Origin of the sequence: Exiguobacterium sp. s46, from assembly GCF_018618875.1 — a bacterium.
Classification (GTDB): Bacteria; Bacillota; Bacilli; order Exiguobacteriales; family Exiguobacteriaceae; genus Exiguobacterium_A; species Exiguobacterium_A abrahamii.
Map to the genome: position 1 here is coordinate 974,288 of NZ_JACSMY010000001.1, position 14,952 is coordinate 989,239.

The following is a 14,952-nucleotide window of genomic DNA, read 5'->3' on the forward strand; positions in this document are numbered from 1 at the left end:
GCCAAACAGCTAACGAGGGGTCCTGTTCTGTTTAGAGTAGTCGTTCCGCGATGAGCTGGTACGACTGTAATCGTTTTTCTTGATCAAAGGCATTGTTGATCAGTAAAAATTGATCCGTTTGATAACGGGTTGCTAACACCTCAAGTTCTCGCACAACGACATCCGGTGTCCCAACAATCGCTCGCCGGCGATCTTTCTGAATCCGCTCCGCTTGCACGTCATTCCAGACCTTTGCTTCTGTCGTCTTAAATGACGGAACGATCGAATTCCCGAGTCGGACGCCTTGAATCCAGGCATCCTGTGTTCGAGCGAGACGTTCTGCTTCTTCTTGTGTCGGAGCACAAATGACGAAAACACAGGCGATGACGTTCTTCCCGCCTGCCTCGCGATATGTCGAGAGCGTCTCTTCCCAACGATCCGGATTGATGAAGTGACCAAACACGAGACCACGGTCTTGTTCTGCTGCAATCCGCGCGCTACGTGGCGACAGACCCAAGATCGAGATCGGCGACGGTTTTCGGTCACGCGGTGTCGTCTTGACGATCCGGTACGGGTGTCGATTCGATAGACTGTCTGTTAAGAAGCCCGCCGTTTCATTGACGAGTCGACTAAACTCCGCCGCCCGGTTTTCTTCTCCATCCGTCAACGCAAGTCGTGTCCGTTCACTCCCGCCCGGAGAATTACCGATCCCGAGTTCGATCCGTCCCGGATAAAATGCATCGAGCGTCGCAAAGCTCTCGGCGACTTTCAGTGGATGATACTGCGGCAACAACACTCCACCTGAACCAAGCTTGATTTTTGACGTCTTCGCACCCATTCGGGCGATGAACAACTCCGGTGCCGCACTGAGCAAACCGTTCGTATTATGATGTTCGGCGAACCAGTACCGTTCATAACCGAGTCGCTCGGCTTCTAAGACGAGTCGTTCCGTCGCTTCCATCGTCGCTTCGACCGTATCGCCCTCATGTAACGGTACTTGATCCAGTATTCCTAGTCGCATCACGCATTCCTCCTCTACCCTTTCAGTGTAAAGGGTGGAGGAACGGAGTTCAAAAACGAGGCTCAGACACGGACGAGACGATCTTCGATGATGACGCCATCTCGCATCTCGATCGTTCGGTTCGCCCGTTCGGCAAGTGCCGGATCGTGGGTGACGAACAGGACGCCGCAGCCTTTTTCTTCGTTTAATGATCGTAAAAGATTGAAAATGATTTCTCCTGTATCCGTATCGAGGTTCCCTGTCGGCTCGTCGGCAAGCAACCATTTCGGTTCATGGACGAGTGCTCGGGCAACGGCGACCCGTTGTTGTTGTCCACCGGAAAGTTGCGACGGCAAGCTGCCTGCTTTATCGGCGAGACCGACTTGCGCGAGTAACTGCTCGGCGCGTTCTTTTTTATCGTATGGTACTTTTCGACCGAACAAAGGCGCCATGACATTCTCAAGCGCCGTCAGCGTCGGAATCAAATGAAACTGCTGGAAGATGAAGCCGATGTTTTCGAAACGAAAATCGGATAGTTCCTTACTGTTCAATTTATTGATCGGCTTTCCGTCATAATGCAACTCCCCACTCGTCGGACGATCTAGTGTCCCGATCAAACTGAGTAACGTCGACTTTCCAGAACCTGATGGACCGATGATCGAGATGAAGTCACCTGCTTCAAGCGTCACTTCGATGTCTTGTAACGCATGTGTCTCGACTCCGTCTCCCGAAAATGATTTTCCCATCTGTTTGCATTGAAATGTTCCTTCCATATGTAACCCTCCAAAATTCGTGATAACGTACTATTCAAGAATTTATTGGGAATTCCTTCTAAATGAAAGGAAATAAAAAACAGCATTCTTGAGGAACAAGAATACTGTCAAGAAACACGTGGTTGAATGGAAACGAAATTTTTACGATAGACGATCTCATACGGTAAAACGAATAATAGACAGGCAAGAGCCGTGAACTGAATCATGCTTCCGGTTGGTGGTAGCGGAGACAGCGATGCATCATGCCACGCTTCATACAAACCAATGAAAAGAAACAGGACGACACTACTCGTCGTCACGTAGATGAGTAAACGAAGGGTCAATGGATAATGACGGACGATCCACAACATTGGTAAACCAAAGATAAAATAAGATAACGTCATCGCAAACGTTCCGAATTGATAGACGATCTCAAAGTCGATCGTCGTCAAGAACGAATATGCTGTGAACGCTAAGAACGAAAGAATCGTCACAACAGCCGCATAACTGATCCAGCGCATACGGTTGGGCTCCTCTCCTAAATGTCGTTCCTGTACGCGCGATCGCAACAGAAACCGGATATGTACAATTAGTGTAGGCAGTCCGATTTCATTTGTCAATTGTCTTCAGATTGACTTATTCAGTCACTAAACGATTGCACTGGAAACGGATTCATTGAATAATGGAAAAAACGAACTAGGAAAGTGAGGTTTTACCGATGGATGAGCAACTCACGATGTTTCGTGATCGCTTTGAGGCTACTCCTGAACGCCACGAGGGTCTTTCATATGACGTGCTCGAGTCTCGCCTGACGCCTTCGAAACGAACTGCCCTTGCTTGGATGGAACAGACAGGTGGAGAGCCGAATGTCGTAGCTCTTAATGGACGACTCGTCATCGTCGACACTGCCAAAGAGAGTCCAGTTGGTCGTCGAAGCGTCTGTTTGGACGAATCCGCTCGACTTGGTCGAAAGAAAAATGCGTCCGCAGCAAGTGTCGAGTCGATGATTGAGACGCTAGAGGTGCACCTCTTAACACCAGAACAGTATCAAGAACTACAGACGCAGTTTTCGTTTGACGAAAAAACCTCCAGCTGGCTTAAGACGCCAGACCTGATCCGTCAAAAAGGTGGCGCCTTGTTCGGAGATCGTCGTTATGAGACGACGTTCATCTATCACAACGGAGCGGATTCCTATTATGCGAGCCGAGGATTTCGTGTCTGCATTGAGCTTAATTAATCAAAAAACACTCTACGATTGGAGTAGAGTGTTTTTTGTAAATTATAGATAATAAAACCCAATTATGATATGATGGTCGATGAGTAGAGGAGGTGGACGTCATATTTGTATTGGGATTGATTGTAGGTGGTCTTATCATGTTGATTAGTTTCCGGTTATTCCGCCAGCAACAGCCGGATACGATCGCATTGTGTAAAGATATCTTCTACGTGTTCGAAGTGCAGCCGGAATATCGGTTTCGTTATATCAGTCCTTCCCTCGATGACCATATGGGGAAAGGCGTGGCAGCAGCCAGCTACATGGATCCGGACGAGTGTTTCGCGCGGATTCATCCGGAAGACATCGAAGTCTTGATGTCGAAGATTTCGGGCGATTGTGACTACGATCAGCCGTTTCGGCAACGCTGGCGGACCAATGACGGAACGTACGTCTGGTTCGAAGAGTATGCGACACCCATTTGCGAAAATGGGCAGATCGTTGCCATCCAAGGGGTGATCCGTAACATTGACGAGCAGTTGAAATCACAACAGGCATTACTCGATCAATACCGGATCGATGCCTTGACTGGTCTAGGGAATCGCCATGCCTTCAACGAGGCTGTCCATACACTCGATCAAGAGAAGACGGCGTATGGGGTGATTCTGCTTGACTTGAATGAACTAAAAGAGCTCAACGACCGGTTCGGTCACGCGGTCGGTGATGCCTTGCTTGAACAAACAGGACTTTGCATCCGCCGCTTGACAGACCATGGCTACCGGATCGGTGGTGATGAATTCGTCTTGATCGATGAGAGTCCGTCGATTGAGCTGTTCGAGGGATTCGTCGAACACGTCCGCTCGACGTTCGCGACACACGAAATCGGGCTCGCAATCGGCGCCGTACATACGACAACAGGACGCCGTGTCGACGACGTCCTGCATGAGGCAGATGAGCAGATGTATCAAGAAAAGATGAATGATCGCTTAAGTCGTCAGCATGGATTGATAGGCTTGAAGCAATAAGGTGTTGAAGCGTTCCGGTTGATCGAGATTCGCTGTATGCCCGGCTCCCTCGACCGGTAAGACGATGACGTTCGGCACGTGTTCCGCAACGAACGCGGTTGCGTCGACTTCGTATGTTTCATTCGTTCCGTTTAGGATGACGACCGGTAAGGTGATCGACTGCAGCATCGTTTCCGTTAATGCCGGAAAACGGAACGTCATCAAATCAAGGACTGCCCGCGCCGTCGTTTTCCAGGCAGGACCATGCAACTGTTCGAACTGGTCGGCAATTTCCGGTGCCTGCTGTTCGAGGTCGAGGAAGAACTCTCGTTGCTTGCGCATCAGCGGTTCCATCGCTTTAGGAATGAATGGTGAAAAACCCGTGATACATATCCCTTCGAGTTCGTCCGGTGGATCGAGTGCCAGTTGCATCGCAAGCGTTGCGCCAAGCGACAACCCGAGAATCCATCCTGGACCTTCCTGTGCCATCCGTTCGCGGATGGCACGTGTTGCTTGTGATAAGTAATCTTCCGTTGCCGGTTCCGTCGTCATTCCGTGACCAGGCAGATCAATCGGAATGAACGTAAAATCATCCGCTAAAGCGGATAGCTGTGGTGCAAAGTGTGTTGCTGCCGTTCCCATTAAACCATGTAGTACATACATACGTGTCATACGGTATACTCCTTAAATTGATGTAGTGTCAATATCGCGTCTACGATGACGTCCGGACGATCGCGATGCATCAGGTGTGATGTTCCCGGAACGAACGTCACGTTCGCCTGATAGGATAGATTCGCCTGTCGCCGAATCAATTCCTGCCATTTTCCTTCCATCTGCTCCAGTTCGTCTTTTGGAAAACCAGCAGCCATCATCGTTTCGATCGACTGCGCTTTGTCCCGTCCAAGAACGGTCAACGGAACACCGAGATCGCGCATGCGTGGTTGAAGATCTTTCGCATCAGCTTTCCACTGCGAGATGATCGCATGCATCGACCGGTAATACGCCGGGTTCCAATCCGTGCGGTCATCCCCGTCCGGGAAACGGTCACGTAAATCAGTTGCTTTTGATAGTTCTTCGAACCGATCGATCCAGACGGCGTCATCCCCTTCTCGGTCGAGCATCGGTGTATCCAGCTGATCGAGTTCTGCTAAATCAACGGACGTCGCATCCACGAGAACGAGACCGGCGACACGTTCTGGATGATGTAGAGCAAAAGCTTGCGCAACGAGTCCACCGTACGAATGACCGACGAGTGTGACCGGAGTCGCAATATTCGTCGCGTTAAGAAACTGATTGATTTGCCGTAAGATGCCGGTCGTCCCGTCGATGTAATCGCCCGACCATTCGTGTGGATGAAAGCTGACGACGCGGTAGTCCGGTGTCAGTTTCGTCAGAATGTCCGCCCAGTCCTGATACGTCCCACCGAGCGAGGGTAGGAGTAACAACGGTCGACCTGTCGAACCGTCGTCATAATACGTCACTTGTTTTCCCTGATGTTGCATAATTCGTTCCATTATAATCACTCCTCTATACTTTGAAAGATGGTGTTTACCTTGATTCGTGCTTTATTGTTTGATTTAGACGAAACGTTACATGACCGGTCCGGTTCTCTTCCCTATTTCCTTCGGGATCAGCATCAACGTTTTCGTGAAGTTGCGCATGTTCTGATCGACGACTATATCACGACGTTCTTATTGCTTGATCAAGAAGGACGCGTCTGGAAGGACGTCGTCTATGCGGAAATGATTCGTCGCTTTGAATTGCCGCTTTCTGTTGAAGTACTGCTACACGACTACGTGACGCGTTATCCGATCTTCGCACGGAGCTTTCCGGGAGTCGACGCCTTTTTTGCGCAATTACCGACTGAGCTACCCATCGGCTTACTATCGAACGGTCGGACGACGTTCCAACGTGCCGTCTGTGACGCAATCGGACTGTCTCCCTCCTTTACGCAGATTGGGATTTCGGAACAAGAAGGCGTCCGTAAACCGGATCCGATATTTTTCCTTCGCTTAACGGATCGTTTAGGTGTTCGCCCGGACGAAGTCCTTTATGTTGGCGACAATTACGACCACGACATCTTACCGGCACGCGCCCTCGGCATGCAGGCGATTTGGAAGCGCACAGGCGATGTTCCATTGACTGACACGCAATTTTCGGACTGGTGCCAGTTACCTTCCCCACTCCAAGACCTGATACGAAAGGAGAACCAGCCATGACGGAACAGATTCGCCGTTTCCAACCTGACGATTTTGAGCAGATTCATCGATTGAACGCATTAGAAGGATGGCAGGATCTCGTCGCTGATCAAGAGCGGACCCGCAACGCGTGGATGAAAGCAAATGCCGCTTTCGTCCTTGAATCTGACGGAGAAATCCTTGCCTATGTCCGCGCCTTAACGGACGGTTCGGTGACGACGTTCGTCTGTGAGCTCCTCGTCAGCCGAAACGCACGCAAGCGTGGGTACGGACAACAGTTACTCGATCACTTACAACTTACCTATCCGACGCGGATCGATCTCCTGGCAACCCGTCAGTCTGCTTCTTTTTATGAACAACAAGGATTTCGTGCTTTCCATGGTTTCCGTAAATCACGATGAAGCCAATGATTTCGAATAACTCGTGCTCGTTACGCTGTAGCCCATCGCTTGATAAAAGTGATGAGCTGCTTCGCGTTCTGGTCGATTACCGCTGTTCAGTAAAACGGCAGTTGCTCCTCTTGCATGCGCCCAGTCTTCCGCTGCTTGGATCAAGTGGCGACCAATTCCCCGCCGACGATGTTTTGCGTTGACGACAAACGCGACGATTCGGACATAGGTCGTATCATGCTCGAACGCTTGCGCCTGAAACAGACCGACGCAGCCGAGAAGGATGTCGTCGTCTTCTAGCACAAGCAAGTCATAATCCGGATGACGGGTGACCCGCGAAAATCGTTCGTGTAAGACGTCCTCGCATGCCGGATAACCAAGTTGCGTCATCAATCCGACCAATTGCGGTAGATCGTCTGTTGTCCAAGACCGGATGTTCATATTTCTCTCCCTCCTTATCGTGTGGGCGACAGAATCATCACCCGTTCCCGACCTTCTTCCTCACCGACGACCAGCACGTGCTCAGATACCGGATCGTCCTTGACTTGATAGACGGTAAACGCATCGAGGTTCGACGCAAAATCAGATGTGTCCTGTTCTAGTTTCGTATCGGTCAAGACATCATCCGTGACGCCAAGTCGTTTCCCTCTCAGCTGTTGCCAGTCTGAATTCGTGATTTTTTTTGCTACCGTGTACAACTGTTCATCATAATACATGCCGACGACCATCGATTGCGACGATTGCTCGGGAACGGTCTCATGCAAGGAACTAAAGCCGATGATTGTCAGACCGGCAGCGAGACAAGCAGCTTGTAACGAGCGCCGGCGCCGTTTCGCTTTGCGGATACCTTGCATTGTCCGTTGCCTGACGGATGACGGTACGTCGATCAAGATTTTTGGCTCGTGATTCATAGACTCATCCCCTTCTGTCGTCGTACTTTCTCGAGTGCGCGGTACAACGTGCTTTTGATCGTACTCAGTGGCACATTGAAGGTTTGCGCAATCTCTTGCAATGACAAATCTTCTTCATACCGGAAGTAGACGATTGATCGCTCGGTCGGCTCGAGGACATCCAGTAAATCGTCCAAGTACAAGCGATCGACGAGACGCTCTTCAAACGACGTCGTTTGACTGGGTTCGATCGCGAGCGGCTGAAACGACGCTCGATGTTGCTGGAAAGCGCAATTCATCGTGATGCGCGTCAACCACGTCTTAAAATACGAAGCATCCCGTAAACTCTTTCGCCCACGCCATGCCCGGTACGCGACCTCTTGGACGTTCTCAAGCGCTGCCGCCTCCTCTTTCAGATAAATGAAGGAAATACGGTAAACATAGTCTTCTTCTGCGAATAAAGCTGCTTCAAAAGCAACGTCGGATAATGCTGCACCTGACTTTCGAAACACATCGGCATCCTCCTTTTTTGCAATCACTCCCCTATTAGATACGCGACACGTTTAAAAAGTTTCATTTTTTTCAAATTTTTCTTATAATTCCCTTTTCTTGCATGAATGAATTCGATAGGATGGGAAACAGAGAGGATGATGAACGTGTACAAGAAACTCATTGCTTTACCGGAGCTCATGCACCTCGAAGGGGCGGTCTCCATCCACCAGCAAGGTGAACAAATCTTTAGTCATGCTAACGGATTCGCACATCGGGGCTACCGTGTATTGAATAAAGAAACGACGCGATTCGGAATTGCCTCTGGTGCGAAACTTTTCACGGCGGTCGCCATCTTACGATTAGTCGAGGCAGGAAAGGTTGCACTCGACGAACACGTCGCGACGATTTTACCGGACATAGGAATCGATCTAGACGGCGTGACCGTACATCATCTGTTAACTCATACGTCAGGCATCGGTGATTATTTTGACGAATCGACGATGACCGATTTCGAGGAGGTCTTTCAAGATTTCCCGATGTACCGTTTGCGTCGTCCCATCGATTTTTTACCGTTGTTTCAGGACCAAAAAAGACTGTTCATTGCGGGCGAACGTTTTCATTACAACAATGCGGGATACATCCTGCTCGGTCTCGTGATCGAACAATTGACGAAACAACCCTTCGCGGATTACGTGACGAACGAAATATTCGCTCGTGCGCAAATGACACAGTCTGGTTACTTCCGACTCGACTCCCTACCGGCAGATACAGCCACCGGCCATATCGAGAATGAAGACGGTACGTGGCGAACGAACCACTATACGTTACCAATCATTGGCGGACCAGATGGCGGCGCCTTCCTCACAGCATCAGATATGGAACGTTTCTGGCGAAGTCTTCTGACGCATCAGTTGCTGTCTGAATCGATGACCGCACAACTGTTTCATCCCCACGTCAAAGTCAACGATGTTGCGTCTTATGGTTACGGCGTCTGGCTAAAACGACTCGATGCCTTGCACGAGAAGTGGCACATCATGGGTTACGACCCGGGTGTCAGCTTTCATTCCGCCTATTATCCACAATCGGAAACGATCGTCACCGTCTTATCGAATACGTCTGACGGAGCCTACACGCTCGTTCAGGCTATCGAACAACTTTTACTTGAGAAAGGAATCCATACATGAACTTTTATATCGCTTCTCGCTTTGATCACACGTTGACCGTCCGCTGGCTCCGCGATGAACTCCGCTTGCGTGGACACGATGTAACATATGACTGGACGATGAACAATCGGGCAGAGGATCCCGAAGCATTACGAAAGATTGGTCTTGCTGAATTCGAAGCCGTACAACAAGCGGACGCCTTCGTGCTCGTGTTACCAGCAGGAAAAAGTAGCCACGTCGAACTCGGGATTGCGCTCGCGACGAATCGTCCGATTTACTTATGCATGCCGGATGCGACCTACTTCACCGGACCATTGGCCAGTACGTTTTATCATATCGGACGGACGACCCCTTGCTTCGGAGCGAAAGAAGATTGGCTCGCGCAGATTCTCGCCGATCGCTTACCGGAAGAACAACTGACGTCATGAGGACCGTCCTGTTGACGATTGGACCGACCCATGCCGGGAAAACGACTTTCGCACGACAGGTTGCTCAACGTCTCTCATCAAGCCTTGTCATCGATCAGGATCTTCAAGCACGTTTTTTGCTCGAACATTATCCGGACCTCGTTCCAACAGAAGGACCGAATCAGATCAAACATGACTTGACGGGATGGTTGATCGAACAGGCAATCACGTCTTCCGTCGAGACGATTATCTTATGTAATGCCAACACCTCGCGGATTGGTCGGAAACAATTATTAGATCCATTCTCTCGTTCGACGTTCCGCTCGATCCTCGTCTGGTTCGATTTACCCGAAGTGACAATTGCAGACCGACTGACTCACTCCAAACGCGATGGACGAGAGATTCGTGGCGACTCGTCGTACCACGACATCTATCAGCGGCAACGAATCGAGCCGCCAGTTTCCAGTGAAGCGGACAAAATCGTTCGTCTTCGTTCGACGGAAGACGTTGACACATTCCTCGACCATGTCACGGATCCGTCGCTTGATGCTCTTTTCGATGAGATGTTGACTGATTGAAGAACATGACAATCGCGTGTAAAGCACCCGCATGAGATTCGACCTTCTTTCGGTATTTTGATCGTCGCCTCCCGTCTCGCAGCAATGACCACCCGCTTCTTCATAAACGCATTCAAAAAGACCAGCGAATATGTAACCGATTACAAAAGAAAGAAGGAACATCCATGTCTGAAGAACAACGACTGACTGGCGGAAATGTCTCCGCTGTCTATCAAAAAGGTGAGCATGTCTATCGCTCACAAAAAGAGAACAGCAAAAACGTCCAACGGTTATTACGCCACTTAGAAGCTAAACGTCTATCCGGTGTTCCCCGTTTCGTCGGCATCGACGAACAAAATCGAGAGATCCTGACCTTCCTCCCTGGCGAAACAGCCGATTATCCGCTATAAGCATACATGTGGCACGACGACGTCTTAGACGATGTCGCACGTCTGATGCGCCAGTATCATGACGCGACAGTCGACTTCGAAGTCTCACCGGACTGGGCACCGTTGCTCAATACCCCTACTCCATACGAAGTCATCTGCCACAACGATTTTGCCGTCTACAATACGATTTTTCAGGATCAAAAACTGAGTGGCGTGATTGACTTTGACCTCGCGGCACCCGGTCCACGTGCTTGGGATATCGTCTATACGCTCTATACGTTCGTTCCGCTCAGCAACAGACGACAAGCACCTGACGGATCCGTTCTTGCCTATTCACTGGAGCAGGATGACGCACGCTTCGCCAAGCGAGTGAGTCGGTTCCTTGATGCGTATGGCTATGAAGGACCGCGTTCCGAACTGCTATCCATGTTATTGATGCGTGTCGAAGCCCTGTATCTGTTGATTGATCAAAGAGCTGCGGACGGTGATGCTGCTTTCATCAGGATGAAAAAAGAAGGTCACGACACACATTACCGCGCGGAATACCGTTTCATCGCGGAACATGGGGAGAAATGGTTCATCGATAAACCCTCGATAAAATAACGTTTGATTCGCTATGTATCTCGATGATTAGGATATAGGAGTGATTTCTTTGAAAATAATTGATCTCGATTTTCTACTGACGACTGAAGCATACGATCTCGAACTGGATACGATGTCGTTAAAGGCGAATGACCATTATGCGATTGATTTCTATTTTTATGGTGCTGACGAGACATTCAAGCTTTTGATTGACGATCCTTCGCGCGATTACTTTTTGATGCGTTTCGAAAAGTACGCCGTTTTCTTAGGGACGTTGCAAGAGCATGGCATCATCGACGACAGACTCCGAAATCCGTATCCGGTCGTGAAGTCAAAAGAATCGATATTTGGAGAGTTCGCTGCGAAGTATATGAAAACGAAAGAAGTGTATACCGAACGGGGAGACTTGCACTTATTCGCTATCAGGACGCATGAACAGGATTTTTACATTCTGTCCTACAGTGATCCGATCGTCATTGACCATATGGCGAAAGAGGATTAATTGAACAGCAGATGTTGTTACACCCTAAAAAAAAGAGGAGTATGAACGTATATTGAAAAAATCACTGCCCTTACTTTTCGCTACTGCGTTCCTGTTCTTAAGCGCTTGCACGGAACAGGGGAAGACAACACGACCCTCTACTCAACAGATCTCAAAGAGTGAAAAAATACAATCCGAATCTGTAAAAATTGATGACGAAAGTAAATTGAACATTGTTTTTCTCTATGAACCGTACAAACAATATCTACAAGCGTCTTTAAAAAACAATGATCCTGAAATAGATAAAAAGAATTATGCGAAATATGTCTTAAACTATATCGACAAAATCGGGGAAAAGGAGCAGTTCGCGACAGCCGACTTAAAGGGTTCTCTGATGTTGCAATCAACCGTATACGAACAAGAGCTACTCGATAAAATCGAGAACTTGATGAAACAGCAGGACAACATTAAAAAAATCATCCAAAAAAATTACATCGCTTCACATAAGATCCTTCCCAAAAAGAAAAGTACCATTTTCATCGCTCCGATTAATCCTGAATCCTCTCTCGATATCCATTCGATGAAAGGTGTTACAGGAGCAGATGCATTCGTTCTCTACCTGGATCCAAACTACGATCAAGACGTCTTAGCATATACGACGGCACATGAATATCATCACTTAGTCCTCATGGATACACCCGATTTCAGTTTAAGTACGACTCTCAATTCCGTCATTTTCGAAGGAAAGGCAGATGCCTTTGCTGACCGAATCGTCAAAGGCGTCACTAATCCTTGGAATGTCGCGATGGATGAAGCGACGAAAAAACATGTCGCGCCCCTCGTCAACAGCTATGAAGTATCACAACTCGACTTCGTTGTAGGTAACGAACAAAAAGAGATTCCTCGCTGGAGTAACTACATGTTAGGGCGTGATATCCTTAATCATTATTTTGAGTTGCATCCAGATCAGTCCATTGCTGACTGGACCTATACGAATCAAACAGATATCTTAAAAGGATATAAGTATCAAAAGATTCTTGAGCAATGAGGTGCTTTCATGAAATACACATGTCCCGTCTGTGGATATGACCAAATGGACGACATTGCTTATTATGAAAATGGTGACGCTTCGTTCGAACTTTGTTCTTGTTGCGGCTTTCAGTTTGGAGTAGACGATGATGTCGAAATCGAGGACAGTATCTTCTTATCGAGAAGTGAAGCACACGACTTGTATCGATCGAACTGGCTCAAGGACGGTGCTAAAATCTTTAGTGATTATGCCTTTACACCTGATCAAGACGAAGGTGAACCTTTGGAAAGAATGATATTACAAAAACAATTACGCAGGATTCATATCAAGCTAGAAAGCTAAGCTGAATTCAAATCGATGACTTAAGCAAATGAAAAGGAGCGTCACACTTCACGATAAAACCGTGTAAGTTCACGCTCCTTTTGTCTGTCATCATTCTCGCGTCTCGTGCGCCATCAACATAACGGTCACGATTGCTCCTTGATCTGGATGATTCTTAATCGTCAACTCACCATCATGTAAATCGATGATTCGTTTAACGATTGATAAACCAAGACCATGTCCTTCATTCGCTCGTGACTGTTCGCCCTGATAAAAGCGATCGAACACGTACGGTAAGTCCTGTTCCGCGATTCCTGGTCCTTCATCGCGAATCGTGATACGAATGTTCTTTCCTTCATGCAAAGTCACTTCTAACACTCCCAATTCTGGCGAATAACGAATCGCGTTCTCCAGCAGATTGAGCCAGACGTGCTGCATCAGTTCCTCTTCCCACTCGACGGACACTTCTGGTAAATCAAGCTCCAGTCGAAGTGATTTCTCTGTCCACTGTCGTTCCAGTAACAAAAGACTCGTCCGAAGTTGTTCGTCGAGGCGATACCGTTTCCGCTCGATGATCGTCTGATGATCAAGCCGCGACAAGCGGACCAGATTCGACGTCAAGCGTGATAGACGGGTGCTCTCTTGCTCCATGATCGTCAAGTACTGCTGCCGTTTATCCGGATTTTCTTCTGTCTGTAACAACCTAGAAAATCCTTGAATCGAAGCAATCGGTGTCTTCAGCTCATGCGAGATCGAGGCGACAAGATCCTTTGCAAGATGGTCGTTTCGTCGCAGTGCTTCGGTCATGTGGTTGAAGTTTTCAACGAGGAGCGCGACCTCATCATTTCCGCCTTCCGTGATCGAGACATCATAGTTCCCGTTCGTCACTTCAATCGCCGCTTCACTGATGCGACGAATCCGTCGTGTCACGAGCGTGACGGCAAGCCAGGTCAGGATGAAGGCGACGCCGATCGTGATTGCGATACCGATCCCAGCTGAAGCTCGTAATCCGTCAAGGATCCGTTGCCCGGCAATCGGTGTCGAAACGAGATATCCTGTCTCCATCTGACGGATATATCGCGACGGTTCGATCCATGTTCCATCGATCGTGATCTCACCCTTTTGCTGTAACTGGTTACGTTCTGACGCCGATAATGACTGTACTTGATTGAGCGACGTGTATTGTGTCGTTTGAATCAAAGACTGATCCATGTATTGACTCGCTTCAGCGAACGACAGGTTTTGGTCTTGCATCAATCGTTCAATCTGATCCGTTCGTTGTTGCAATTGATTATTCAGATCTTGATCGATTTCTTGGAACTGGAACCAGACCGTCATGATGAAAGGTAACAGCAGTGGAAGTAACAACAAACCGAATAGGATGACGAAAAAGCGACCGGAGATCGAACGGATGAAGCGCTTCACTGGATCACTCCTTTATAACCGAGTCCCCAGACCGTCTCGATCGTAAAATCATCATAAGTGCTGAACTTGTCACGCAACCGCTTGACATGGACATCGACCGTCCGACTGTCGGTCTCGACATCATATCCCCAAATCTCGTCCATCAACTGCTGACGTGTAAAAATCTGCTTCGGATGTGCCAACAAGCGATAGAGCAGTTGAAACTCCTTCTGTGGCAACGGTATCTCACCACGAGGCGTTACGACCGTCGCGTCCGTCATCCGTAGTTGCAGGGAATTAACGATTAATTCTTGTGCTGCTACGATCTTTGAACGGCGTAACAGCGCTCGGATCCGCAGTAAGAGCTCGTCCAAATCAACTGGCTTGACCATATAATCATCGGCACCGGTCGTGAATCCGGCTTCCTTATCCTGAAAGGAATCCAGCACTGTCAACATCAAGACAGGTTGTTCGTACCCGGATTCACGTAGCAGCTCAACCAGTTCGATTCCTGAGACGTGCGGCATCATCACATCCGTCACGACGAGGTCGACGTGTTTCTGATCGAGTTGATCGAGGGCGTCTTTTCCGTCTCTCGCTTCAATCACCGTAAAGCCGGCGGACCGGAGTGTCTCACCTAATAGTAGACGGACATTCCGGTCATCTTCGGCAATCAAGATCGTTACCATCGTCCTCCTCCT

At 48.7% G+C, this 14,952-nt stretch carries 22 protein-coding genes; 12 read left to right on the forward strand and 10 right to left on the reverse strand.

What is annotated here, in order from left to right:
* Positions 1–31: 31 nt before the first annotated feature.
* The 3 genes from KNQ08_RS05165 to KNQ08_RS05175 all read right to left on the reverse strand — a co-directional run bounded on the left by KNQ08_RS05165 (position 32) and on the right by KNQ08_RS05175 (position 2,252).
* Positions 32–1,000, reverse strand: coding sequence for an LLM class flavin-dependent oxidoreductase (locus KNQ08_RS05165; RefSeq protein ID WP_149427396.1), 969 nt, complete (start codon positions 998–1,000; stop codon positions 32–34).
* A 62-nt stretch (positions 1,001–1,062) separates the two neighbouring features.
* On the reverse strand, positions 1,063–1,752 hold the full coding sequence (locus KNQ08_RS05170) for an ABC transporter ATP-binding protein (protein WP_023468376.1): 690 nt from the start codon (positions 1,750–1,752) through the stop codon (positions 1,063–1,065).
* Between the two features lie 107 nt (positions 1,753–1,859).
* The gene (locus KNQ08_RS05175) at positions 1,860–2,252 is read right to left on the reverse strand and encodes a hypothetical protein (protein WP_023468377.1); all 393 of its coding nucleotides are present in this window, start codon (positions 2,250–2,252) and stop codon (positions 1,860–1,862) included.
* 197 nt (positions 2,253–2,449) lie between these two features.
* Here KNQ08_RS05175 and KNQ08_RS05180 point away from each other — a divergent pair, with 197 nt between their 5' ends.
* A complete protein-coding gene (locus tag KNQ08_RS05180) occupies positions 2,450–2,968 on the forward strand; it encodes a DUF4256 domain-containing protein (RefSeq protein WP_149427397.1) in 519 nt (172 codons plus the stop codon).
* A gap of 137 nt (positions 2,969–3,105) precedes the next feature.
* Positions 3,106–3,969 (forward strand): sensor domain-containing diguanylate cyclase, encoded by an 864-nt coding sequence (locus tag KNQ08_RS05185; protein ID WP_149427398.1) that lies wholly within the window; start codon positions 3,106–3,108, stop codon positions 3,967–3,969.
* Here the strand turns inward: KNQ08_RS05185 and KNQ08_RS05190 are convergent.
* Positions 3,931–4,620: an alpha/beta fold hydrolase gene (locus KNQ08_RS05190; protein ID WP_149427399.1), complete on the reverse strand. Its 690-nt coding sequence runs from the start codon at positions 4,618–4,620 to the stop codon at positions 3,931–3,933. The two genes, KNQ08_RS05185 and KNQ08_RS05190, sit on opposite strands and share 39 nt — an antisense overlap.
* Positions 4,617–5,462 (reverse strand): alpha/beta fold hydrolase, encoded by an 846-nt coding sequence (locus KNQ08_RS05195; RefSeq protein ID WP_149427400.1) that lies wholly within the window; start codon positions 5,460–5,462, stop codon positions 4,617–4,619. The genes KNQ08_RS05190 and KNQ08_RS05195 overlap by 4 nt, the downstream gene beginning before the upstream one ends.
* A gap of 39 nt (positions 5,463–5,501) precedes the next feature.
* Between KNQ08_RS05195 and KNQ08_RS05200 the strand changes: the two genes are divergently transcribed.
* Positions 5,502–6,167: an HAD family hydrolase gene (locus tag KNQ08_RS05200; protein ID WP_214804974.1), complete on the forward strand. Its 666-nt coding sequence runs from the start codon at positions 5,502–5,504 to the stop codon at positions 6,165–6,167.
* A complete protein-coding gene (locus KNQ08_RS05205; protein ID WP_149427402.1) occupies positions 6,164–6,547 on the forward strand; it encodes a GNAT family N-acetyltransferase in 384 nt (127 codons plus the stop codon). Before KNQ08_RS05200 ends, KNQ08_RS05205 begins: the two co-directional genes overlap by 4 nt.
* Here KNQ08_RS05205 and KNQ08_RS05210 read toward each other — a convergent pair.
* Genes KNQ08_RS05210 through KNQ08_RS05220 form a run of 3 tightly spaced genes read right to left on the reverse strand, consistent with a single transcriptional unit; the run spans position 6,539 to position 7,937 of the window.
* On the reverse strand, positions 6,539–6,976 hold the full coding sequence (locus KNQ08_RS05210) for a GNAT family N-acetyltransferase (RefSeq protein WP_149427403.1): 438 nt from the start codon (positions 6,974–6,976) through the stop codon (positions 6,539–6,541). The two genes, KNQ08_RS05205 and KNQ08_RS05210, sit on opposite strands and share 9 nt — an antisense overlap.
* A gap of 14 nt (positions 6,977–6,990) precedes the next feature.
* Positions 6,991–7,446 carry a hypothetical protein gene (locus tag KNQ08_RS05215; protein ID WP_149427404.1) on the reverse strand — a complete coding sequence of 152 codons (456 nt, stop codon included), beginning with the start codon at positions 7,444–7,446 and terminating at the stop codon, positions 6,991–6,993.
* A complete protein-coding gene (locus tag KNQ08_RS05220) occupies positions 7,443–7,937 on the reverse strand; it encodes a sigma-70 family RNA polymerase sigma factor (RefSeq protein ID WP_167507569.1) in 495 nt (164 codons plus the stop codon). The genes KNQ08_RS05215 and KNQ08_RS05220 overlap by 4 nt, the downstream gene beginning before the upstream one ends.
* A gap of 138 nt (positions 7,938–8,075) precedes the next feature.
* Here KNQ08_RS05220 and KNQ08_RS05225 point away from each other — a divergent pair, with 138 nt between their 5' ends.
* From KNQ08_RS05225 to KNQ08_RS05255, 8 genes are all read left to right on the forward strand, one after another.
* Positions 8,076–9,101, forward strand: coding sequence for a serine hydrolase domain-containing protein (locus KNQ08_RS05225; protein ID WP_251133674.1), 1,026 nt, complete (start codon positions 8,076–8,078; stop codon positions 9,099–9,101).
* A complete protein-coding gene (locus KNQ08_RS05230; protein ID WP_214804978.1) occupies positions 9,098–9,508 on the forward strand; it encodes a group-specific protein in 411 nt (136 codons plus the stop codon). Before KNQ08_RS05225 ends, KNQ08_RS05230 begins: the two co-directional genes overlap by 4 nt.
* Entirely contained in the window at positions 9,505–10,065 is a 561-nt protein-coding gene (locus tag KNQ08_RS05235; RefSeq protein WP_214804980.1) for an AAA family ATPase, read from the forward strand. Before KNQ08_RS05230 ends, KNQ08_RS05235 begins: the two co-directional genes overlap by 4 nt.
* Before the next feature lie 164 nt (positions 10,066–10,229).
* On the forward strand, positions 10,230–10,454 hold the full coding sequence (locus tag KNQ08_RS17020) for a hypothetical protein (RefSeq protein WP_353049217.1): 225 nt from the start codon (positions 10,230–10,232) through the stop codon (positions 10,452–10,454).
* Between the two features lie 6 nt (positions 10,455–10,460).
* Positions 10,461–11,036, forward strand: a complete 576-nt coding sequence (locus tag KNQ08_RS05240) for a phosphotransferase (RefSeq protein ID WP_353049218.1) — start codon at positions 10,461–10,463, stop codon at positions 11,034–11,036.
* 49 nt (positions 11,037–11,085) lie between these two features.
* Complete coding sequence (locus KNQ08_RS05245; protein ID WP_214804982.1) at positions 11,086–11,517, forward strand: hypothetical protein; 432 nt, start codon at positions 11,086–11,088, stop codon at positions 11,515–11,517.
* Positions 11,518–11,890: 373 nt separating this feature from the next.
* Entirely contained in the window at positions 11,891–12,544 is a 654-nt protein-coding gene (locus KNQ08_RS05250) for a DUF2268 domain-containing putative Zn-dependent protease (RefSeq protein ID WP_353049219.1), read from the forward strand.
* A 9-nt stretch (positions 12,545–12,553) separates the two neighbouring features.
* Entirely contained in the window at positions 12,554–12,868 is a 315-nt protein-coding gene (locus KNQ08_RS05255; protein ID WP_214804984.1) for a hypothetical protein, read from the forward strand.
* Between the two features lie 90 nt (positions 12,869–12,958).
* Here the strand turns inward: KNQ08_RS05255 and KNQ08_RS05260 are convergent, their stop codons facing one another.
* Both KNQ08_RS05260 and KNQ08_RS05265 read right to left on the reverse strand, forming a co-directional pair.
* Entirely contained in the window at positions 12,959–14,272 is a 1,314-nt protein-coding gene (locus tag KNQ08_RS05260; protein WP_214804986.1) for a HAMP domain-containing sensor histidine kinase, read from the reverse strand.
* A complete protein-coding gene (locus KNQ08_RS05265) occupies positions 14,269–14,940 on the reverse strand; it encodes a response regulator transcription factor (protein WP_149427414.1) in 672 nt (223 codons plus the stop codon). Before KNQ08_RS05265 ends, KNQ08_RS05260 begins: the two co-directional genes overlap by 4 nt.
* Positions 14,941–14,952: the final 12 nt, after the last annotated feature.

Coding starts and splice junctions, on each gene's coding strand:
- KNQ08_RS05180 (WP_149427397.1), top strand. CDS start 2,450: ATGGATGAGCAACTCACGATGTTTCGTGATCGCTTTGAGGCTACTCCT.
- KNQ08_RS05190 (WP_149427399.1), bottom strand. CDS start 4,620: ATGACACGTATGTATGTACTACATGGTTTAATGGGAACGGCAGCAACA.
- KNQ08_RS05175 (WP_023468377.1), bottom strand. CDS start 2,252: ATGCGCTGGATCAGTTATGCGGCTGTTGTGACGATTCTTTCGTTCTTA.
- KNQ08_RS05255 (WP_214804984.1), top strand. CDS start 12,554: ATGAAATACACATGTCCCGTCTGTGGATATGACCAAATGGACGACATT.
- KNQ08_RS05185 (WP_149427398.1), top strand. CDS start 3,106: ATGTTGATTAGTTTCCGGTTATTCCGCCAGCAACAGCCGGATACGATC.
- KNQ08_RS05250 (WP_353049219.1), top strand. CDS start 11,891: ATGTTGCAATCAACCGTATACGAACAAGAGCTACTCGATAAAATCGAG.
- KNQ08_RS05235 (WP_214804980.1), top strand. CDS start 9,505: ATGAGGACCGTCCTGTTGACGATTGGACCGACCCATGCCGGGAAAACG.
- KNQ08_RS05240 (WP_353049218.1), top strand. CDS start 10,461: ATGTGGCACGACGACGTCTTAGACGATGTCGCACGTCTGATGCGCCAG.
- KNQ08_RS05165 (WP_149427396.1), bottom strand. CDS start 1,000: ATGCGACTAGGAATACTGGATCAAGTACCGTTACATGAGGGCGATACG.
- KNQ08_RS05195 (WP_149427400.1), bottom strand. CDS start 5,462: ATGGAACGAATTATGCAACATCAGGGAAAACAAGTGACGTATTATGAC.
- KNQ08_RS17020 (WP_353049217.1), top strand. CDS start 10,230: ATGTCTGAAGAACAACGACTGACTGGCGGAAATGTCTCCGCTGTCTAT.
- KNQ08_RS05170 (WP_023468376.1), bottom strand. CDS start 1,752: ATGGAAGGAACATTTCAATGCAAACAGATGGGAAAATCATTTTCGGGA.
- KNQ08_RS05210 (WP_149427403.1), bottom strand. CDS start 6,976: ATGAACATCCGGTCTTGGACAACAGACGATCTACCGCAATTGGTCGGA.
- KNQ08_RS05215 (WP_149427404.1), bottom strand. CDS start 7,446: ATGAATCACGAGCCAAAAATCTTGATCGACGTACCGTCATCCGTCAGG.
- KNQ08_RS05265 (WP_149427414.1), bottom strand. CDS start 14,940: ATGGTAACGATCTTGATTGCCGAAGATGACCGGAATGTCCGTCTACTA.
- KNQ08_RS05230 (WP_214804978.1), top strand. CDS start 9,098: ATGAACTTTTATATCGCTTCTCGCTTTGATCACACGTTGACCGTCCGC.
- KNQ08_RS05225 (WP_251133674.1), top strand. CDS start 8,076: ATGAACGTGTACAAGAAACTCATTGCTTTACCGGAGCTCATGCACCTC.
- KNQ08_RS05205 (WP_149427402.1), top strand. CDS start 6,164: ATGACGGAACAGATTCGCCGTTTCCAACCTGACGATTTTGAGCAGATT.